At 51.7% G+C, this 17,110-nt stretch carries 14 protein-coding genes; 7 read left to right on the forward strand and 7 right to left on the reverse strand.

The window, feature by feature from the left end:
* Nucleotides 1-149: 149 nt before the first annotated feature.
* From J2I46_RS24555 to J2I46_RS24570, 4 genes are read left to right on the forward strand one after another with little or no spacing between them, the layout of a single operon-like run.
* The gene (locus tag J2I46_RS24555; RefSeq protein ID WP_207331735.1) at nucleotides 150-941 is read left to right on the forward strand and encodes an outer membrane beta-barrel protein; all 792 of its coding nucleotides are present in this window, start codon (nucleotides 150-152) and stop codon (nucleotides 939-941) included.
* Between the two features lie 10 nt (nucleotides 942-951).
* Nucleotides 952-2,451 carry a glycerol kinase GlpK gene (gene glpK, locus J2I46_RS24560; RefSeq protein ID WP_207331736.1) on the forward strand — a complete coding sequence of 500 codons (1,500 nt, stop codon included), beginning with the start codon at nucleotides 952-954 and terminating at the stop codon, nucleotides 2,449-2,451.
* A 51-nt stretch (nucleotides 2,452-2,502) separates the two neighbouring features.
* Nucleotides 2,503-4,158 carry a GMC family oxidoreductase gene (locus tag J2I46_RS24565; protein WP_207331737.1) on the forward strand — a complete coding sequence of 552 codons (1,656 nt, stop codon included), beginning with the start codon at nucleotides 2,503-2,505 and terminating at the stop codon, nucleotides 4,156-4,158.
* Between the two features lie 60 nt (nucleotides 4,159-4,218).
* Complete coding sequence (locus J2I46_RS24570; RefSeq protein ID WP_207331738.1) at nucleotides 4,219-5,895, forward strand: hypothetical protein; 1,677 nt, start codon at nucleotides 4,219-4,221, stop codon at nucleotides 5,893-5,895.
* A 71-nt stretch (nucleotides 5,896-5,966) separates the two neighbouring features.
* Here J2I46_RS24570 and J2I46_RS24575 read toward each other — a convergent pair whose 3' ends face one another.
* Nucleotides 5,967-6,584 (reverse strand): porin family protein, encoded by a 618-nt coding sequence (locus tag J2I46_RS24575; RefSeq protein WP_207331739.1) that lies wholly within the window; start codon nucleotides 6,582-6,584, stop codon nucleotides 5,967-5,969.
* A gap of 82 nt (nucleotides 6,585-6,666) precedes the next feature.
* Nucleotides 6,667-7,290 (reverse strand): MgtC/SapB family protein, encoded by a 624-nt coding sequence (locus tag J2I46_RS24580; protein WP_207331740.1) that lies wholly within the window; start codon nucleotides 7,288-7,290, stop codon nucleotides 6,667-6,669.
* A gap of 181 nt (nucleotides 7,291-7,471) precedes the next feature.
* Here J2I46_RS24580 and J2I46_RS24585 point away from each other — a divergent pair, with 181 nt between their 5' ends.
* Together J2I46_RS24585 and J2I46_RS24590 are read left to right on the forward strand one after the other, a co-directional pair.
* The gene (locus J2I46_RS24585) at nucleotides 7,472-10,504 is read left to right on the forward strand and encodes an excinuclease ABC subunit UvrA (protein ID WP_207331741.1); all 3,033 of its coding nucleotides are present in this window, start codon (nucleotides 7,472-7,474) and stop codon (nucleotides 10,502-10,504) included.
* Nucleotides 10,505-10,595: 91 nt separating this feature from the next.
* On the forward strand, nucleotides 10,596-11,276 hold the full coding sequence (locus J2I46_RS24590) for a type 1 glutamine amidotransferase domain-containing protein (protein WP_207331742.1): 681 nt from the start codon (nucleotides 10,596-10,598) through the stop codon (nucleotides 11,274-11,276).
* A gap of 113 nt (nucleotides 11,277-11,389) precedes the next feature.
* On the opposite strand, the gene rfbC is transcribed toward J2I46_RS24590, so the two are convergent.
* Complete coding sequence (gene rfbC, locus J2I46_RS24595; RefSeq protein ID WP_207331743.1) at nucleotides 11,390-11,935, reverse strand: dTDP-4-dehydrorhamnose 3,5-epimerase; 546 nt, start codon at nucleotides 11,933-11,935, stop codon at nucleotides 11,390-11,392.
* Between the two features lie 95 nt (nucleotides 11,936-12,030).
* On the opposite strand from rfbC, the gene pyrF reads away from it, so the two are divergent.
* The gene (pyrF, locus tag J2I46_RS24600; protein ID WP_207331744.1) at nucleotides 12,031-12,852 is read left to right on the forward strand and encodes an orotidine-5'-phosphate decarboxylase; all 822 of its coding nucleotides are present in this window, start codon (nucleotides 12,031-12,033) and stop codon (nucleotides 12,850-12,852) included.
* Nucleotides 12,853-12,955: 103 nt separating this feature from the next.
* Here pyrF and J2I46_RS24605 read toward each other — a convergent pair whose 3' ends face one another.
* From J2I46_RS24605 to J2I46_RS24620, 4 genes are read right to left on the reverse strand one after another with little or no spacing between them, the layout of a single operon-like run.
* Entirely contained in the window at nucleotides 12,956-13,852 is an 897-nt protein-coding gene (locus J2I46_RS24605; RefSeq protein WP_207331745.1) for a hypothetical protein, read from the reverse strand.
* Nucleotides 13,853-13,896: 44 nt separating this feature from the next.
* Nucleotides 13,897-15,258: a hypothetical protein gene (locus J2I46_RS24610; RefSeq protein WP_207331746.1), complete on the reverse strand. Its 1,362-nt coding sequence runs from the start codon at nucleotides 15,256-15,258 to the stop codon at nucleotides 13,897-13,899.
* Nucleotides 15,242-15,829, reverse strand: a complete 588-nt coding sequence (locus J2I46_RS24615) for an RNA polymerase sigma factor (protein ID WP_207331747.1) — start codon at nucleotides 15,827-15,829, stop codon at nucleotides 15,242-15,244. The genes J2I46_RS24610 and J2I46_RS24615 overlap by 17 nt, the downstream gene beginning before the upstream one ends.
* 34 nt (nucleotides 15,830-15,863) lie before the next feature.
* Nucleotides 15,864-16,802, reverse strand: a complete 939-nt coding sequence (locus J2I46_RS24620; RefSeq protein ID WP_207331748.1) for a hypothetical protein — start codon at nucleotides 16,800-16,802, stop codon at nucleotides 15,864-15,866.
* Nucleotides 16,803-17,110: the final 308 nt, after the last annotated feature.

Consider the following 17,110-nt stretch of genomic DNA (forward strand, 5'->3'; position numbering starts at 1 on the left):
GTTTAGGGTACTTTAGAATAGCTTAAGTGGTTACAGCTATTTTAAGTAAAATAACTACTGTAAACACATGTAACGGAAAGCTAAGAATAGTTTCCTAAGAAAGAAAATATAGAATATATTGGGAGTCAATATCCACAAAATGACTCATAATGAGATTGTTATACGTTCATTTGTTCTTAGATATATGTTTTTCGATTGGCGCTAATGGCCAGTCTACGGCCTCCAAATGGAATGAAACGAGGGGCGATGTATATGCAGGTATAAACGCCTCTACAAGTCGGTATTGTGGAGATTTAAGTGAGCGTTATCAGTTGGCCCACCTACAACTTGGGTCAGGGATAGAAGGGCATATTCGCTATCGATTTGAAGAGCAGTGGTGCTTTATAAGCGACATAGGACTATATCATATCCGAGGGGATCAACATTATACTAAAAATGCTGCTAACCAATTATCCTTTTCGGCAACAAACTTTTCGGCGAACTTGGGGGTACAATGGGATTTTCGCTCTGTAGACGGTAACGATCAAAATATTCTTTATGCAATTGCTACTTTGGGTGTCACTAGTGTAAATCCTACAACCACGTTAAACGGGAGCATCTACTCATTACCTGCGTTTAGAACGGAAGGAGTTTCCTATGCGTCTTGGGCTATACAGGCTGGTTACGGCTTAGGGTTTCCCTTTACACTGAGCCCCTCTGCACAACTCCGTCTTCAGGGGAAATATACACATGTATTTAGTGATCGTCTGGATGATGTGAGCACTAACTACGTTGATAAAACTGCGTCTACGGATCTAGAGAAACAACTTGCCGACAAGCGTGTTGGCAACCAATTGACTCCGAATGCTATCGGAGCTGCCAGAGGCAATCCAACTAAAAACGACGGCTATTTTCTGCTTACTTTACAGCTTATATACAAGTTTCGCAGACAAAAGTCCTAAACCAAACCTCATGGCGTCGTTCATTGCAGCAATTGATCAGGGAACAACCAGCACCCGCTGTATAATAGTAGATAAGCAAGGCACCATTCATTCGGTAGCGCAGAAGGAACATGCCCAGATTTACCCTAAGCCGGGCTGGGTTGAACATGATCCGGAAGAAATCTGGCAGAATACTCTTGAAGTTATTGCCAAAGCACGTATACAGCTTCGATTGACCACGCGCGATATTGCCGCTATCGGGATCACTAATCAGCGGGAAACAACGGTTGTCTGGAATAGGAAGACAGGTAAGCCTTATTACAATGCTATTGTGTGGCAGGATGTACGCACGGAAGATGTTGTGGCAGAATTAGCTAAAGATGGCGGTGCCGATCGCTTTCGCGACAAGACCGGGCTACCATTAGCCACTTATTTCAGCGCACTAAAATTAGGATGGCTGTTAAACAACGTACCCGGACTGCGCGATGATGCTGAACGAGGTGCGGCCCTTTTCGGCACAATAGACAGCTTTTTGATCTGGAATCTGACAGGCGGACCGCATGGCGGTGAACATGTTACTGACGTAACGAACGCAAGTCGAACACAGTTGATGAATTTACAAACGCTGGAGTGGGATGATGAATTGCTCGCTGTATTGAACGTACCCAGAGCGATGTTACCAGCTATCCGACCCAGTAGTGGTACGTTTGGCACTGTCACGTCTGAGGTTATTCCGGGTGTACCCATCACGGGCGTACTGGGCGATCAGCAGGCGGCATTGGTGGGACAAACGTGTTTTGAACCGGGGCAGGCCAAAAATACATATGGGACAGGCTGTTTTCTGTTGATGAATACCGGTACTCAGATTCGCCCGTCGACCTGCGGCCTGCTTACTACTGTGGCCTATCAGTTCGGAACAGAGGCGCCGCACTATGCACTGGAGGGAAGCGTTGCCATTGCCGGCGCGCTGGTGCAGTGGCTACGCGATAATCTGGGAATCATTCAATCGAGTGGTGAGGTGCAAACCCTGGCTGAACAAGTCGATGATAACGGAGGCACCTACATAGTTCCAGCTTTTTCGGGTTTGTATGCGCCTTACTGGCGGACTGATGCACGCGGTATCATTGCCGGTTTAACGCGCTTCGTAACAAAGAATCATATTGCCCGGGCTGCTCTTGAAGCTACGGCTTTTCAAACATACGATGTGCTGCAAGCCATGCAGGAAGACGCTGGCGTTGCGTTGAAAACGCTGCGGGTAGACGGGGGCATGGTTGTCAATGATTTGCTGATGCAATTCCAGGCCGATATAAATAATGTACCTGTCATTCGGCCCCGTGTTACTGAAACAACGGCAATTGGGGCTGCCTACGCTGCTGGTTTAGCCGTTGGTTACTGGTCGTCGATAGAAGAACTAAAGGCGAACTGGGGCGTAGAGGCCACCTTTACACCCGTTATGCCCGAAGACAAACGCGTTGAGCTTTTACACAACTGGAAGAAGGCAATCGAACGGTCATTTGATTGGGCTGTTTAGTCAGGTTTTTACGCTAAATTGAAGTTGTTAAGTGTAAAAACTGCAAGTACAATGACGTACGATTATATCATTGTTGGTGCCGGCTCGGCAGGATGCGTACTGGCTAACCGTCTGTCAGCTGACCCGCAAACGTCTGTGCTGCTACTGGAAGCGGGCGCTCCTGATAAGAAGCTGGAAATACACGTACCTGCGGCGTACTCGAAGCTAAACCGAACGGGCGTTGATTGGGCCTATTGGACGGAGCCACAGGAACATATTGATGGCCGACGCCTGTATTTGCCCCGTGGAAAAACCCTTGGCGGAAGCAGTTCAACCAATGCAATGGCCTATGTACGGGGCAACCGGGCCGATTACGACGCCTGGGCAGCTGAAGGGAATGCGGGATGGGGGTACGAATTCATTTTACCCTATTTTAAACGCTCGGAGTGTAACGAGCAGATAGGTCAACTGGATGCCCGCTACCATGGAACAGATGGGCCACTGAACGTTACGTATGCAACCCGGTTCAGAACGCCCCTTGCCGATGCTTTTGTGGAGGCATGCTGCCAGCAAGGTATTCCGGAAAATCAGGATATGAACGGGGCTCGGCAGGAAGGAGCAGGCCTGCTTCAGTTTACGATCAAAAACGGGAAACGCCACAGCACCGCCGCAGCTTTCCTGAAACCTATATTGAATCGACCCAACCTGACAGTTCGCACGCAGGCGCACACCCAGCGCATACGGATACAGGATGGACGTGCCGTTGGAATCGAGCTAACAACGGGTAAGAGCCTAACCGAAACAATTATGGCCCGCCGCGAGGTGATTCTCTCGGCGGGGGCCTTTAACTCACCACAACTGCTGATGTTGTCTGGAATCGGAGCTGCCGGTGAGTTGAAGCGCCACAATATTGATGTAAAGCTTGATTTGCCTGGCGTGGGCCAGAACCTGCAGGATCACCTGTTTGCGGGCGTAAGTACGCTGGCCAACCAACCGGTGGGTACAAACCACTGGCTGAAGCCAATGAATCAGCTAAAGGGATTATGGCAGTATCTGACAGCACAGAAAGGGCCATTCACCATTAGCCCCCTCGAAGCAAATGCCTTTGTTCGTACGTCTGAAACGCTTACTCAGCCCAACCTGCAACTGCATTTTGCGCCGATCCATATTGGCGACGATTACCGGGCAGATTTCTACGATGTGACTACCTTCCCAACCAAAGCGGATGGCTGGTCTATTTTGCCAACGTTGCTCCAACCGACAAGCCGTGGGTACGTTGGTCTGCGATCGGCGAATCCGATGGAAGCACCGGTAATCCAGCCCAATTTCCTGTCGACTGAAAAAGACAGAAACTTACTGCTGACAGGTACCAAACTGGCCCTGGAGTTGAATCGGTCTGCCGCCTTTGAACCGTGGCGTGAGCGAGCTTTGGTGCCCGCTGACAACGCTTCGGAGGAAGCAATGATGGCTCATATTCGAAAAATAGTTGAGACGGTCTATCACCCCGTGGGTACGTGCCGGATGGGGTCTGATGCCGGTGCCGTGGTGGATGATCAGCTTCGGGTACGTGGCATTGAGGGCTTGCGCGTGGTAGATGCGTCGATCATGCCAACGATTGTTTCTGGAAACACAAACGCTCCGGTAATTATGATCGCTGAAAAAGCCGCCGATCTGATTATCGGTCGTGCCTTGCCAATAGAAGCTGGTCAGCAAAGGACTACTGCCTGAACAGAGTTGATACGGAACGAATTTCTTTACTTTTGGGGCTGCAAAGTCCCTTTTTTGTGCATGTCAGTTTCCAGTTCAATTTCTACCCGCACGGCTGATTATTGGGTAGCCGGTGCCATTCTGTTACTGGCTGCTGTCTTTTATACTGCCATTGTTCAGTATGCGATTAACGTACCATACGTTGATGATTTTCTGTATGTCAACAGCATTCAGCGAATAACTGCCACTGAAACAACCTTTGCCGGAGCCATCCAGCTACTGGTAGAACAGCATAATGACCACCGCATTCTGCTCTCGCGCTTGCTCGTTTTACTGGATTATTGGGTGGAGGGGCAAGTAAATTACCGGACACTAACGCTAGTAGGCAGCCTCAGCATAGCTGCAGTATTGTGGCAGGTGCACCGGTTGTTCAGGCGGGCGGGGTTATCTGCCTGGCTGTTGTTGCCCGTGGCGTTACTCATATTACAGCCTTCTTATCAGGAAGATGTCTGGTGGGTGTTGTGCCTCTTGCAGCATACGCTGACATGGCTACTAACGATTATCGTCTTTCGCCTACTGATTCGCCCTGAAATGTCGGCGCAGGTAGGCGCCCTGGCCTTGGGAGGGCTTGTCCTGTATTCAAATAGCAACGGCCTGTTTATGTGGATCGCTGCCCTGGCGTTACTGGTACGAACTCAGCAGTGGCGCTGGACGGTCGTCTGGCTGGTGGCAGGTGCAATACTGATCAGCCTGTATTTCAGTGTCGATTACCGGTTTATTGCCAAAGATTCACTCATCACCGTTGCTCAGCATCCTGGCTGGGTCGTTAAGAGTATAATCAGCTTTGCGGGTAGCGCTGTTTATTTTGATCAGCATCGCTGGTTGTTGGTACCTGCCCAATGGTTTGTGCTTGGAATAGGCGTGGCTGTTTTGGTGATCATTGCACTGAGTTGGCTGCGGTTCATGGTTACAGCCAGCAAACGAATGTCGCCTGCTCTACTTCCTTTTCTCGGTTTAGGACTGGTATTGACAGGCTCTGCAATGGCAACAGCAATGGCCCGTAGCGATGGTAGCCTGATGATAATGGACCGATATCAACTCTATGCAGTCTGGTGTCTGATTGTGGCTTATGTATTGATAGTCATGCAATTGACTGAACGGATGCGGCAGGTGGCAGGCTTGGTAGGCGTAGGGTTCACGCTATGGTTCTGGCTGAACAGCTGGTTGTTCTACGGGCCTCAGTTGGCCGATAGGTATAACAGACAGGTAGCAGAAGGAATGGCACTCAAGCACTACCAGTACTCGGTGATGAGCCAGAAGTTTGGGCTGGATCCGTATTGGCAGAAAGGATGGGTGCAGGCCATGACCGACGGAATGTATCAGGTTCCCGATCTTCCGGAAATTCGTGGTGTCGAAACTGCTTTACAAACACCCCCCGTTCAGAATTCGGCCACTCAGTTTGTTATAGATGCCCGCCCCTTGTCGTATCTAAACACCGACGCCCTTTTTTTTCAGCAGGATACCCTACCAAAGCCTGATTTTATCTACCTGCGATCGGCAACGAACTGGTATGTCCTGCCCGCTCAGCGTATGCCAAAGCCAATCATGAAACCCTGGCTCGTTAACAAAGGGGTGAAATCGATGGTGTTGCCGATCCTGCTAAAGCCAGGTACGTATCGGTTGGGCTGGGTACGTAACACCACGGCTGGCTGGATAGCCACTGCGACCACGCAAGAAGTTTCGGTTCCGGAAAAGTAAATTCGACCTCTCTCAGCATGCAGAAAGCCACCTGACTAGGTGGCTTTCTGCATGCTGAGAGAGGTCGTGATCTAGAAGAACAAAATCCTGATCGTGAATGGGCTGCTGCCGTACAGGATCAGATCGTTCGCCGAGTTGGCTGAGTAATTCACATTGTATAACGCTGAAAGGTTGGCCGAAAACAACCGACCGATAGGCTGTGAATAGGTAGCGCCAAGCCAGGTTGCCGTTGATGAGCCCGTTGTTCGGCCACCAACGTTCAGCTGTCCTGTTGTACTATACGACCGCTGATCAAGCTCGACGTGAGCGTAGACATTCGGAATAAGCGCGGGCAAGATCTCGTACATGCCGAAAAGGCGCCCGGAATACTGATTCAGGTTGCCACCGTAATAGTTCTTGAAGTTGGTGTAAGTGTACCCAGCGCCAATGCCGGCCACAAAATGCTCAGTTACCTGATAAGCAACTACAGGAGATACGCCGATGCTGAATGGGTTGAACTGGAGAGCTGAAATGCCACCGCCAAACCGGATACGCTCTTTCAATGGCAACGGATTACCTTCCGGCGTTTGTGATTTTAACGGAGCTTGCCCCTGGTTGCGGCGTTCTTCCGGGTCTTCTGTAATCTGCCCGAAGGCCATGCTGCTGGTCAATAGGGCAACCAGCAGAAGAAAGTGATGTATATGTCTCATAGTAATCCGCCTGAGCGGTGTATCACAACAAAAAGTCAGTGTAAATAACGATATAATGGGTTGCTTTCGCGTAAAGAGTGAGTTAAAACACAAACTCCTTCACGTCAGTATCATTCAGGAATCGCTTAATGCATTTCTCATGGGCCTGCTCAGGGCCAGAAACTTTCCAGCGACCACTGATCTCACTACCTATACGCTGCTGAGGCCCTCTTCGTGGCGATAGCCCGCATTCTGTAAACACCCGCTCGTACTGGTTCAGGGTTTTGTTTTTATAATTGGTAACCACCTTGTACTCACGGGTCTGGTTGAGGCGGGTAATGCGGTACGAGAGTTTTGCCAGAAAGAGCAGCGAACCCATAATGATGACGAAGCCGATCAGAGCGATATCATAATACCCCGCGCCGATGCTCATGCCCAGCGCCGACACAGACCAGACTGTAGCGGCCGTTGTGAGCCCTTTTACACGGCTTTCTTCCTTGTAAATGAGCCCGGCCCCCAGAAAACCAATTCCGTTAACAATATTGGCGGCGATGCGGTCATCGCCCAAACGGCGCGAAACCATTGTGAACAGCGTGGCACCAACGCTGATCATGATGGTGGTGCGGAAACCGGCCGCTTTTGAGCGGTATTCCCGTTCGGCGCCAATGAGCCCGCCCAGGAGCAAAGCCAGAACAAGTCGAAGTATATCTTCCTGGTGAATGATCATTTCAAAAAGTTTACTGTTTACTGTCTTCTGTTGCTTCGCGTTGCCCCAGGTACGTGGCCTGTCAGAAAAACAGAAGACCGGTCCGCCGGTGCGGGAAGACAGTAAACAGTAAACTGATTTTACTGAACGTAGTGAAGCGGTTTTCCGTTGAAAATTAGATAAGGTAACGCTAATTCAACGCATGATTCAACCTACCGAAACCGACATGATGACCAGTGAGACAAACGGCTCACCTGCCAGGTCGGTCGACCACCTCGACCCTAAACAATTCATCATTATTAAGGGGGCGAAGGTACATAATCTCAAGAATATTGATGTGGCTATCCCGCGCAACAAGCTGGTGGTAGTTACGGGGCTGTCGGGCTCCGGCAAGTCGTCGCTGGCGTTCGATACGTTGTTTGCCGAAGGGCAGCGTATGTACGTTGAGAGCCTGAGCAGCTATGCCCGTCAGTTTCTGGGCCGTATGGAAAAACCGGAGGTGGAATACATCAAAGGTGTTTCGCCGGCCATTGCTATCGAGCAAAAAGTAACCTCGCGTAACCCCCGCTCAACTGTAGGTACGTCGACGGAGATTTATGATTACCTGAAATTGCTGTTTGCCCGAGCAGGACGTACCTACTCGCCGGTGTCGGGCAATGAGGTAAAGAAAGATACAGTGACCGATGTGGTCAGTTTTATCTTTTCTCATCCTGAGGGAACCCGGGTGATGGTGATGGCCCCGCTGTATGTACGCGAAGACCGCACTGTGGCCGAGGAATTGAACATCCTTCTCCAGAAAGGCTATACCCGCCTCGTGGCCGACGGCGGTCTGACGGGTCGGCAGGTGTTTCAGATGGAAGACCTGCTCGACGAAGCTACGAAACTGGCCGAAGCCGGTCAGAAAGGGGATCTTGTCCGGACATTACTGCCTAGTGCTGATGCTACGCTCGAAATCCTGATCGACCGTGGCACGGTGCAGTTCGATGCACAGGGCGAGCCCGACGAAGACACGCAGTACCGATTTTCTGATTCGGTGCAAACGGCGTTCAATGAAAGCGACGGATCGTGCCGGGTCGAGATTGTGCCTGCCGGCGACGTACCTGGACAAACCCGGACATTTTCTGACCGGTTCGAACTCGACGGAATCGCCTTCGAAGAGCCAAGCGTGAACCTGTTTACGTTCAATAATCCCTACGGTGCCTGCCGCCGCTGCGATGGCTTCGGTAAAGTGCTGGGTATTGACCCCGATCTGGTCATTCCCGACAAAAACCTGTCGTTGTTTGAAGGGGCTATTGCCCCCTGGCGGAGCGAAAAAATGAGCGAAGAGTTCATGAAACCTTTACTTCGCAACGGCATTCGGTTCGACTTCCCGATTCATCGCCCTTACAAAGAACTGACGCCCGAACAGCAGGAACTGCTCTGGACGGGCAACAAATACTTTAGCGGGCTCAATGACTTTTTTGCGTTCGTTGAGAGCCAGACATTCAAGGTGCAGTACCGGGTAATGCTGTCGCGATATAGGGGAAAAACCACTTGTCCGGAGTGCCGGGGCTCACGTCTCCGCCGCGATGCCAGTTTCGTGAAAGTAGCGGGCAAATCCATTACTGATCTGGTGCTGATGCCCATTGCCGACTCGGCCAACTTTTTCCGTACAATCGACATCCCCGCCGCTCAGCGCCGTATTGCCGATCGTATTCTGGTCGAAATTCAGAATCGCCTCGATTACATGGAGCGGGTTGGGCTGGGTTACCTGACGCTGAACCGGTTGACGAATAGCCTGTCGGGTGGTGAATATCAACGCATCAAACTGGCCACGTCGCTGGGGTCTGCGTTGGTTGGATCAATGTATATTCTCGATGAGCCGAGTATTGGCCTTCACCCCCGAGATACGCAGCGTCTGGTAAGCGTGCTGGAAACCCTGCGCGACATGGGCAACACCGTTATTGTGGTTGAGCATGAAGAAGAGGTCATGCGCGCCGCCGACCAGATCATCGACATTGGTCCCGAAGCGGGTTCGGGCGGTGGTCATCTGGTGTTCCAGGGAACTTGGGCGGAAATTGAGGGAGAAAGGAGGAAGGGAGAAAACGAGGAAAGAAGAAACGGGGACGAAGCAAATGCTCCTTCTTCCTTTTCACCCTTCCCCCTTTCCTCCTTCCATTCCCATACCCTCGACTTCCTGACGGGGCGCGAGAGCGTACCGGTTCCCACGTTCCGCCGCGTACCCACACACTGGATTGACCTGAAAGGCGCCCGGGAGCACAATTTGAAAGATGTAGACGTGCGTTTCCCGCTCAACACGTTAACCGTAGTGACGGGCGTCTCCGGCTCGGGCAAATCCACGTTAATCCGTAAAGTGCTCTTCCCGGCGTTGTGCCGTTTGAAAGGTGACGCGGGCGAAGAAGCCGGTAAATATTCTGACCTGAAAGGGTCTGTCGACCGAATTTCGGCCATCGAGATGATCGATCAGAACCCGATTGGTAAGTCGAGCCGGTCGAATCCGGTGACGTATATCAAAGCCTATGATTATCTCCGTCAGGTTATGGCCGACCAGCCTGTATCGAAAGCGCGGGGGTATAAGCCGAGCCATTTCTCATTCAACGTTGATGGCGGCCGCTGCGAGGTATGCCAGGGCGAAGGCGAGGTGAAAGTGGAGATGCAGTTCATGGCCGACATTTACCTGAAGTGCGAGGGCTGCAATGGTAAACGCTTCAAGCAGGAGGTGCTGGAGGTGACCCTAGCCGAGAAAAACGTATCAGACATGCTGGAGATGACGGTCGATGAGGCCATTGACTTCTTCCGGAAAGTAGACACCAAAATGGCTGATAAACTGATGCCGTTGCAGGAGGTCGGTTTGGGATACATTGGCCTGGGTCAGTCGGCCAATACCTTGTCGGGCGGAGAGGCGCAGCGGGTGAAGCTGGCATCGTTTCTAGGTAAAGGCAATCCGAATAAGGGTCAGACGCTGTTTATTTTCGACGAACCGACTACAGGCCTCCACTTTCACGACATTCGCAAGCTGTTGAAAGCCATCAATGCGCTGGTGGATCAGGGCGATTCGGTGATCATCATTGAGCACAATATGGAGGTAATCAAATCGGCCGACCATATTATTGACCTTGGTAAAGAAGGTGGCGATGCAGGCGGGTACGTTACATTTACCGGTTCGCCTGAACAAATGGTTCAACTGGACGAAGGCCTTAGCTATACGGCAGACTTTTTGAAGGGTAAATTATAGCGATCACTCCAGCAGGGAGTTATCGGTCTACGTGCGTTGGTAATTAGTACATTTGCCAACGCACGTTTTTTGCTTTTGGCCCGCTATTCCTATGAAAGCTCTGATTGTTTGTACCAGCCATACCGATTACCCTACCAAGCCTCAGAAAACAGGGCTTTGGCTCAGCGAAGCCACGCATTTCTACGATGAATTGCAGGATCGTAATATCCAGTTTGATTTTGTAAGCCCGAAAGGTGGTTCCATCCCGCTTGATCAGCGAAGTGTAGAATCGCGGGATACGACGAACGAAAAGTGGATGCATAACCCCGTTTTTCAGGAAAAACTGGCCAATTCGCTGCGCCCCGGTCAGATTAATCCGGCCGAATATCAGATTATTTATTTCACTGGCGGGCACGGCACCATGTGGGATTTTCCTGACAACGAAACCCTACAGGCCATCACCCGGCATATCTATGAACATGGTGGCATGGTGGCGGCTGTGTGTCACGGCGTAGCTGGATTGCTTAACGTGACATTGTCGGACGGAACGCTGTTCCTGAAAAATAAGCAGGTGACGGGCTTCTCCAATATGGAAGAAAAGATTGTTCGACTGGCCGACGAGGTGCCGTTTCTGCTGGAAGATGCGCTGAAAGAACGCGGTGCCTTGTACAGTAAATCGCTGATTCCCTACGTGCCCCATCTCGAAGTAGACGAGCGCCTGGTAACAGGCCAAAACCCACTCTCAGCCCGTAAAGTGGGCCGGAAGGTGGTGGAAGAGATGTTTGAGAAATAGGGGAGAAAAGGGAGGAAGGAGGAAGGGGAGGAAAAGGAGCTCCGCCGGTTCATTAATCCAGCGAAGCTCCCTTTCCTCCTTCCTCCCTTTTCTCCCCTTCCTCCCCTTCCTCCTTAAATAATCACATGCGGGAACAGCGCCCGGAATGTGGGGAGTATCTGGTCTTTTTCAGATACGTTCGGATCGGTAATGCCCCAGTCGATATTTAGATCAGGGTCGTCCCAGCGAATACCACCTTCAGCCTGTTTGTTGTAAACGTTGGTGCATTTATAGCTGAAGACACTGTCTTCGAGCGCAACGAACCCGTGAGCAAACCCTGCTGGTATCCAGGCCATATTGGCCAGTTTGGCATCCAGCAAAAACGTTTTATACTGCCCAAAGGTGGGCGATGCCGGGCGGCAGTCGACGGCTACGTCAAGAACCTGTCCGGTGATAACCCGTACTAGTTTGCCCTGTGCAAAAGGCTCATTCTGAAAGTGGAGCCCCCGCAATACCCCTTTCGTTGAAAACGACTGGTTGTCCTGCACAAAATCAAATGGTAAGCCCAGGGAGGCAAATAATGGTTTATTGTAGGATTCGAAGAAATGGCCGCGTTCGTCTTCAAAAACGCGGGGGATCAGTTCAAGCAGACCGTCAATATCCGTTTGGATTACTTGCATAGCAGAATGTCAGGTAGTAGCCACAAAAATAGACTTCTCTACGGTACGTTCGTACTTTTGACCCCATCCATTTTAGGTACCGTCAAAAAACGTGTATGAACTATCAGGCTCTGTCGGCACAAATCCGGCAAAAAAAATCATACCTCTGCGTGGGGTTAGACACCGACAGTCAAAAACTACCGGCTCATCTGGCAAACGTACCTGATCCGGTTTTCGAATTCAACAAAGCCATTATCGATGCCACCGCGCCTTATGCCGTGGCCTACAAACCAAATATTGCCTTTTACGAAGCACAGGGACCACGGGGATGGGAAAGCCTCCAGAAAACCCTCGACTACATTCCGACAGACTGTTTTACTATTGCCGATGCCAAACGCGGCGATATCGGCAACACCTCGGGTCTTTACGCCCGCGCCTTTTTCGACCCCTCGGCGGCAGGGCTTGACTTTGATGCCATCACGGTCGCGCCCTACATGGGGCACGATTCGGTACTGCCTTTTCTGGAATACCCCGGCAAGTGGGTGATTCTGCTGGCCCTGACCAGTAATCCCGGTAGCGCTGATTTTCAGCGGCAACAGGTCGATAATGAAACGCAGGAGCTGTTCGAGACCGTAATCCAAAAGGCGCAGACCTGGGCAAACCACGAGCAGTTGATGTTTGTCGTAGGCGCTACCCAGTCCGATCAGATCGCCCGGATTCGTGAGTTGGCTCCCGATAATTTTTTGCTGATCCCCGGCGTTGGGGCACAGGGTGGTTCACTGGCTGACGTTTCGAAAAATGGGCTCACGAAAGACGGTGGCCTGCTGGTCAATGCGTCACGCAGTATTCTGTACGCCTCATCAGGAACCGATTTTGCCGAAGCCGCCGCCGCCGAAGCCAAAGCCATTCAAGCAGAGATGGCCACGTACCTAAACTGAATTGACCTACAAAACAGAGACGTACCCAGGCATTATCAGAACGTTACGTGTGCTGATAGTGCCTGGGTACGTAGGCTTTCGCTAGTGGCGGTTACGAACTGGTCTAATTGACTCGCTTATAGCTGATCGTGAAAGAAAACGTACCCATCGGTCCGGATGGACAACTTCGTTGCGTTGGAAAGCCAAACTCATTGACGCCCTGGGTGGCATACGTGATGATGCCGGTAGTACAGGTAAACCGCTCAAACGACGTGGTACAACTCTTTGTGGTTCGTGATACCAAGTTATTGTTGGTCAGCGGATTATCGAGTATGGATAAAGGCCTGCTGAGCGTCATCAGCTGATCGGAAGCCGCTATCAGGGCTGCCATGAGCTGATATTCCTTACTGGTTGAAAAGATATTCTGATGCTGATCGTACTGCTGGTCAAGTACTTGAATGAATTGACTTCTATTTCGCTCTTCGTTCTTTTTCGATTCGGTCAGGTAATCCAGGTGGCCCTGATTATCCAGGTAGAGCCGACCCAGCGCCACATTGGTGTTTACCGGATACCCCGCCTCATTTAACTGAATGCTGACTTGCTTCACGGGCTGGTCGCCTATCTGCGCCTGGGCAGTGAGCGTGTTACCTACGTAGGTCAGGCTAAAACTGGATGCCTTGCTGTAGCTCTGTAGTGTATTGTCGAACAGTTCGGTATTGAGCGTAATCGTGGTCAGACGATTGGCTGTATACGAAAACTGCGCCCAGGGTTTGGGGGCATCTCCTGAGGTGAGTAACGAATCCCGGACAGACAGGAGCTGGTTCTGGCTGTTGTAAGCAAACAGCGAACGATAAACCCAGTGTGCCAGTGTGCCATCGGAATGCCATTCGATCGACGTAGGCAGCAATATTGGTTTCTGCAAAGGCTGTGAATTGATCATCGATTGATCCTTGCAGGAAAGAAGACCCACACCGAGCGAGACAGACAGCAGGAGAAGGAGAGAACGAATTGGACGGACCATAAATACTGGGTAACGAGTTGAGTGTAAACGAACAAACGTATTTATTAATGAGCAGCGGGGCGGATTGTCAGCGACGCCCCGACCAGAAACGGATGGATAACCAGTTGACGGTCGCCGCTGAACAGGCGGCTGAATCCATATTGAACGGTAGGCCCCAGTTGAACAGCATACGCGTTCTTCAGCGGTACCGCCATCGTTAGTGACGCCTGTCCCCATAAGAGCGTTTGCCCGGTGGCGGGTAGGTACGTTCCCTGTCCACCCACACGGGCAGCATACCGACCGGGGCGTTTACCCAGACCCAGCGTGTATTCCTTACCCAGGCTGGCTCCCAGCATGGTCAACGAACTGTTTTCCATGATCGACCTGCCCAGGCGGGTGATCCGGTACTCGTTTGGGGCCGTTGATTCAATACGGTATTCATTAGTAGCCAGTTCGTAGTAGGCCCAGCGCCTTAGCTGGCCAGCCATGAGCTGAACGGTAAACTGCCGCCACACCAGGCCGCCGCTGACCTGATACCCCCAGGTTGGTGCCGAAAAAGCGGCCGGTGCACCCACTTGCTGCACGTAAGTTTCCGGCCTGGCCATAACGGTCATCCACTGATAAGTGCTTAAAGGAGCCACGCTGGCCAGCCATTGTAACGGGGGCCGACGGCTTTCGATAGTGGCTTCCGTTGGTTGTTGAGGCAGTTGCACTACTTGCTTTGTAAGGGTATGATCAGGCACATGAAACGGACGGATGACCATAGGCTGTAACGCCGCCAGCGCTGCTTGCCCGAAAACACTATCAGCAACAACCGGAGGCATCGATGGGTGAACAGGCGTCGAGAGCAACGGAACCGGATTGGCCTGCCTGCCAGTCGAAAGCGGTGGGCGACGGCCGGTTAGCTGATCTGTCTGCCTGTCGGCTGCTGACAAACGTACCTGAGCGCTGGCTGGCAGTGGTCGGGTAACACGGGCCGCAGGGCGCACCGGCTGGCGAGGCATCGATGATGTTGTGGCTACCAGCATGTTTGGCTGTTTTTCCTGGTGGGTTATGGTCTGATTTGCTGAAGGATCCGGTAGTGTAGTTACCGGGCCGTCGCTGTCCGAAGCCGACGGATTTGAGTGAATCACTGACCTCTTCTGCGATTGAGACGAACCAGTCTGTTGCTGTGCAGAAGCCGGCCGTTTAGGCTGAATATGCGTAGTCTGGCGAGTCAACATACGTTGTGGACCATACAACGCACCGCCGATCAACAGCAGCAGAAGTGCCAGAACAACGTACCTGTACCGTGGGGTTGAGGCGGCTGGCACGTGCTTCCAGATCTGCTTTTTGAGCGAACTCGACGGCGTTCGCTCAAATTCATTGAAAAGCTGCTGAAAGCGTTCTTTCAGGGCTTTGTCGGTCGAATCATCCGAGGAATTCATGACGTTTGAGGCCGTTTTGGTGACTGAGTTTACTTAATAATTGCTTTGCCCGGCTGTACTGCGAGCGTACCGTTGCCTCCGGAATATTCAGCAATACGGCGATATCGGCGTGGGTGTAATCTTCGATCAGATACAGGTTCACGACCAGTCGGTATTGGTCGGGCAACTGGTTGATGAAGGCCAGCAGGGCATCCAGATTGAGTCGGTTGATCATGGCCTCATAATCGTCGCTGACCAACTCGTCGGTGCTTTCTTCATAGGTGCCAAAACGTTCTTGCGAGCGGGTAGTCCGGTTGTAATAATTGATCGCCGTTCGCACAATGATCGACTTCACCCAACTATCGGCTGAGTCTGGTTTGTCTAACTCCCGGATATGCTGGAAAATACGAATAAACGCTTCCTGAAAAATGTCTTCTGCTTCTGCCACCGTGCGGGCGTAGCGTACGCACACCCCCAGCATCCTGTTTTTGTACCGTTCGTAGAAGGCATGCTGCGCCTGCGCTTCCTCGCGCTGGCAGCCAAGCACCAGATCGCGCAGGGTCGGATATCTCTTACGGCCAAATAATGCCATCTGAATGAGCCGGTTAGGGGCGATTAGCTAGTGGCTATACCAGGTTCAGGTACGTACGGCGCACAAGTTGCCCCTGCTCATTGAAGGTCATAAACCAGGTTTGTCGACCTTTCTGCACATTGACGGTGTAGGTGGTCACGCCGGCGTACTGGCTCTTGCTGAGCAGACTAAACTGGCCACTGTTGCTGAACCCTGTCAGTTCGGGCGTTTGTTGCAGGTACGTCTGTATTGAGGCCGGTAACTGATTGATGAACGAATAATACTGGGCGTTGGCCGAGCCGGTGGCGGCAATCAACTGACCGTTTTCTTCGTAAGTGAGGGTATAATAATTGGTGTTTTGCTGTGCCGAAATAGCATATCGCTTTTTGCCCTGCGCATCAACAGTGACCAATGCATAGCTAAAAACGGCCCCCTGCGCTGTCAGCGACTGCTGAATAGCAAGAGGAAGATCGAGCAGTGTTTCGGTCCGGAATTCCAGCTGATTGCTGGGTAGCAACTCAGTTACGTAGGTAATCGTGCCGTTTATACTGGTAACGGTCCAACGGAATGTGTAGCGGGTACCCTGCCAGTCGTAGTCGGCAAAAATGAACTGGCCATTGTTTCCCCCGTCTCTGAACCAGCTGTAGTTCTGCACCCTGAGATTCGTAAATGTTCCCCCGTCAAGAACGGTGTTACGCACCAGCGAGGCCAGCGAATCCGGTACCGACTGAGTTTGCAGCTGGTAAGCGATCAATAGCTTCTGCGGGTTAGTAGCGGCGCTGTACCGGGCCGATTTCTGCGTGAAATTCACCTGCCACACCCGATCTTTTTCCAGGGTTTTAAAGACCATGTCGGCCGCTCCCGGATACTGATCGGTCAGCGCCTGAATAGCACTGGCCGGAACGGTTTCAGTGGGCGTAGGTTGATTGTCGGTAACCTGGTTGCAGGCTCCTTGAAAGACACAGAGCAGCAAGAGTAGGCATACGTTTTTCATACGTTGAGCAGATTGGCTGTGTCTGGGCAGCATAAGGCCACCAAAACGAACCAGCGGTGAAGTCAGTCAGTGATATAGACACCGTACGTACTCGCCGTTGTTGCATAGGCGCGCTTTATTTTTGGCGATCGCTCGCAACAATCTACATCAAAACCCGCTTTCTGATCGGCAACTGTCTGATCAAAAGCCCCTTAGGCGTATGGGGGTTTTCCATGAAAACTCCCAATCCTCGGACGAGCCTTCCAGGAGACTAACAGCAACCTACCCACCAACCGATGGGATTGACAACGCAGGTAAGGCGGCCGGGC

Origin of the sequence: Fibrella forsythiae (assembly GCF_017353175.1) — a bacterium.
Classification (GTDB): domain Bacteria; phylum Bacteroidota; class Bacteroidia; order Cytophagales; family Spirosomataceae; genus Fibrella; species Fibrella forsythiae.

Excerpts from the sequence above, each read along its gene's own strand:
- J2I46_RS24555 (WP_207331735.1), top strand. The coding sequence starts at position 150 with ATGAGATTGTTATACGTTCATTTGTTCTTAGATATATGTTTTTCGATT.
- glpK (WP_207331736.1), top strand. The coding sequence starts at position 952 with ATGGCGTCGTTCATTGCAGCAATTGATCAGGGAACAACCAGCACCCGC.
- J2I46_RS24565 (WP_207331737.1), top strand. The coding sequence starts at position 2,503 with ATGACGTACGATTATATCATTGTTGGTGCCGGCTCGGCAGGATGCGTA.
- J2I46_RS24570 (WP_207331738.1), top strand. The coding sequence starts at position 4,219 with ATGTCAGTTTCCAGTTCAATTTCTACCCGCACGGCTGATTATTGGGTA.
- J2I46_RS24575 (WP_207331739.1), bottom strand. The coding sequence starts at position 6,584 with ATGAGACATATACATCACTTTCTTCTGCTGGTTGCCCTATTGACCAGC.
- J2I46_RS24580 (WP_207331740.1), bottom strand. The coding sequence starts at position 7,290 with ATGATCATTCACCAGGAAGATATACTTCGACTTGTTCTGGCTTTGCTC.
- J2I46_RS24585 (WP_207331741.1), top strand. The coding sequence starts at position 7,472 with ATGATTCAACCTACCGAAACCGACATGATGACCAGTGAGACAAACGGC.
- J2I46_RS24590 (WP_207331742.1), top strand. The coding sequence starts at position 10,596 with ATGAAAGCTCTGATTGTTTGTACCAGCCATACCGATTACCCTACCAAG.
- rfbC (WP_207331743.1), bottom strand. The coding sequence starts at position 11,935 with ATGCAAGTAATCCAAACGGATATTGACGGTCTGCTTGAACTGATCCCC.
- pyrF (WP_207331744.1), top strand. The coding sequence starts at position 12,031 with ATGAACTATCAGGCTCTGTCGGCACAAATCCGGCAAAAAAAATCATAC.
- J2I46_RS24605 (WP_207331745.1), bottom strand. The coding sequence starts at position 13,852 with ATGGTCCGTCCAATTCGTTCTCTCCTTCTCCTGCTGTCTGTCTCGCTC.
- J2I46_RS24610 (WP_207331746.1), bottom strand. The coding sequence starts at position 15,258 with ATGAATTCCTCGGATGATTCGACCGACAAAGCCCTGAAAGAACGCTTT.
- J2I46_RS24615 (WP_207331747.1), bottom strand. The coding sequence starts at position 15,829 with ATGGCATTATTTGGCCGTAAGAGATATCCGACCCTGCGCGATCTGGTG.
- J2I46_RS24620 (WP_207331748.1), bottom strand. The coding sequence starts at position 16,802 with ATGAAAAACGTATGCCTACTCTTGCTGCTCTGTGTCTTTCAAGGAGCC.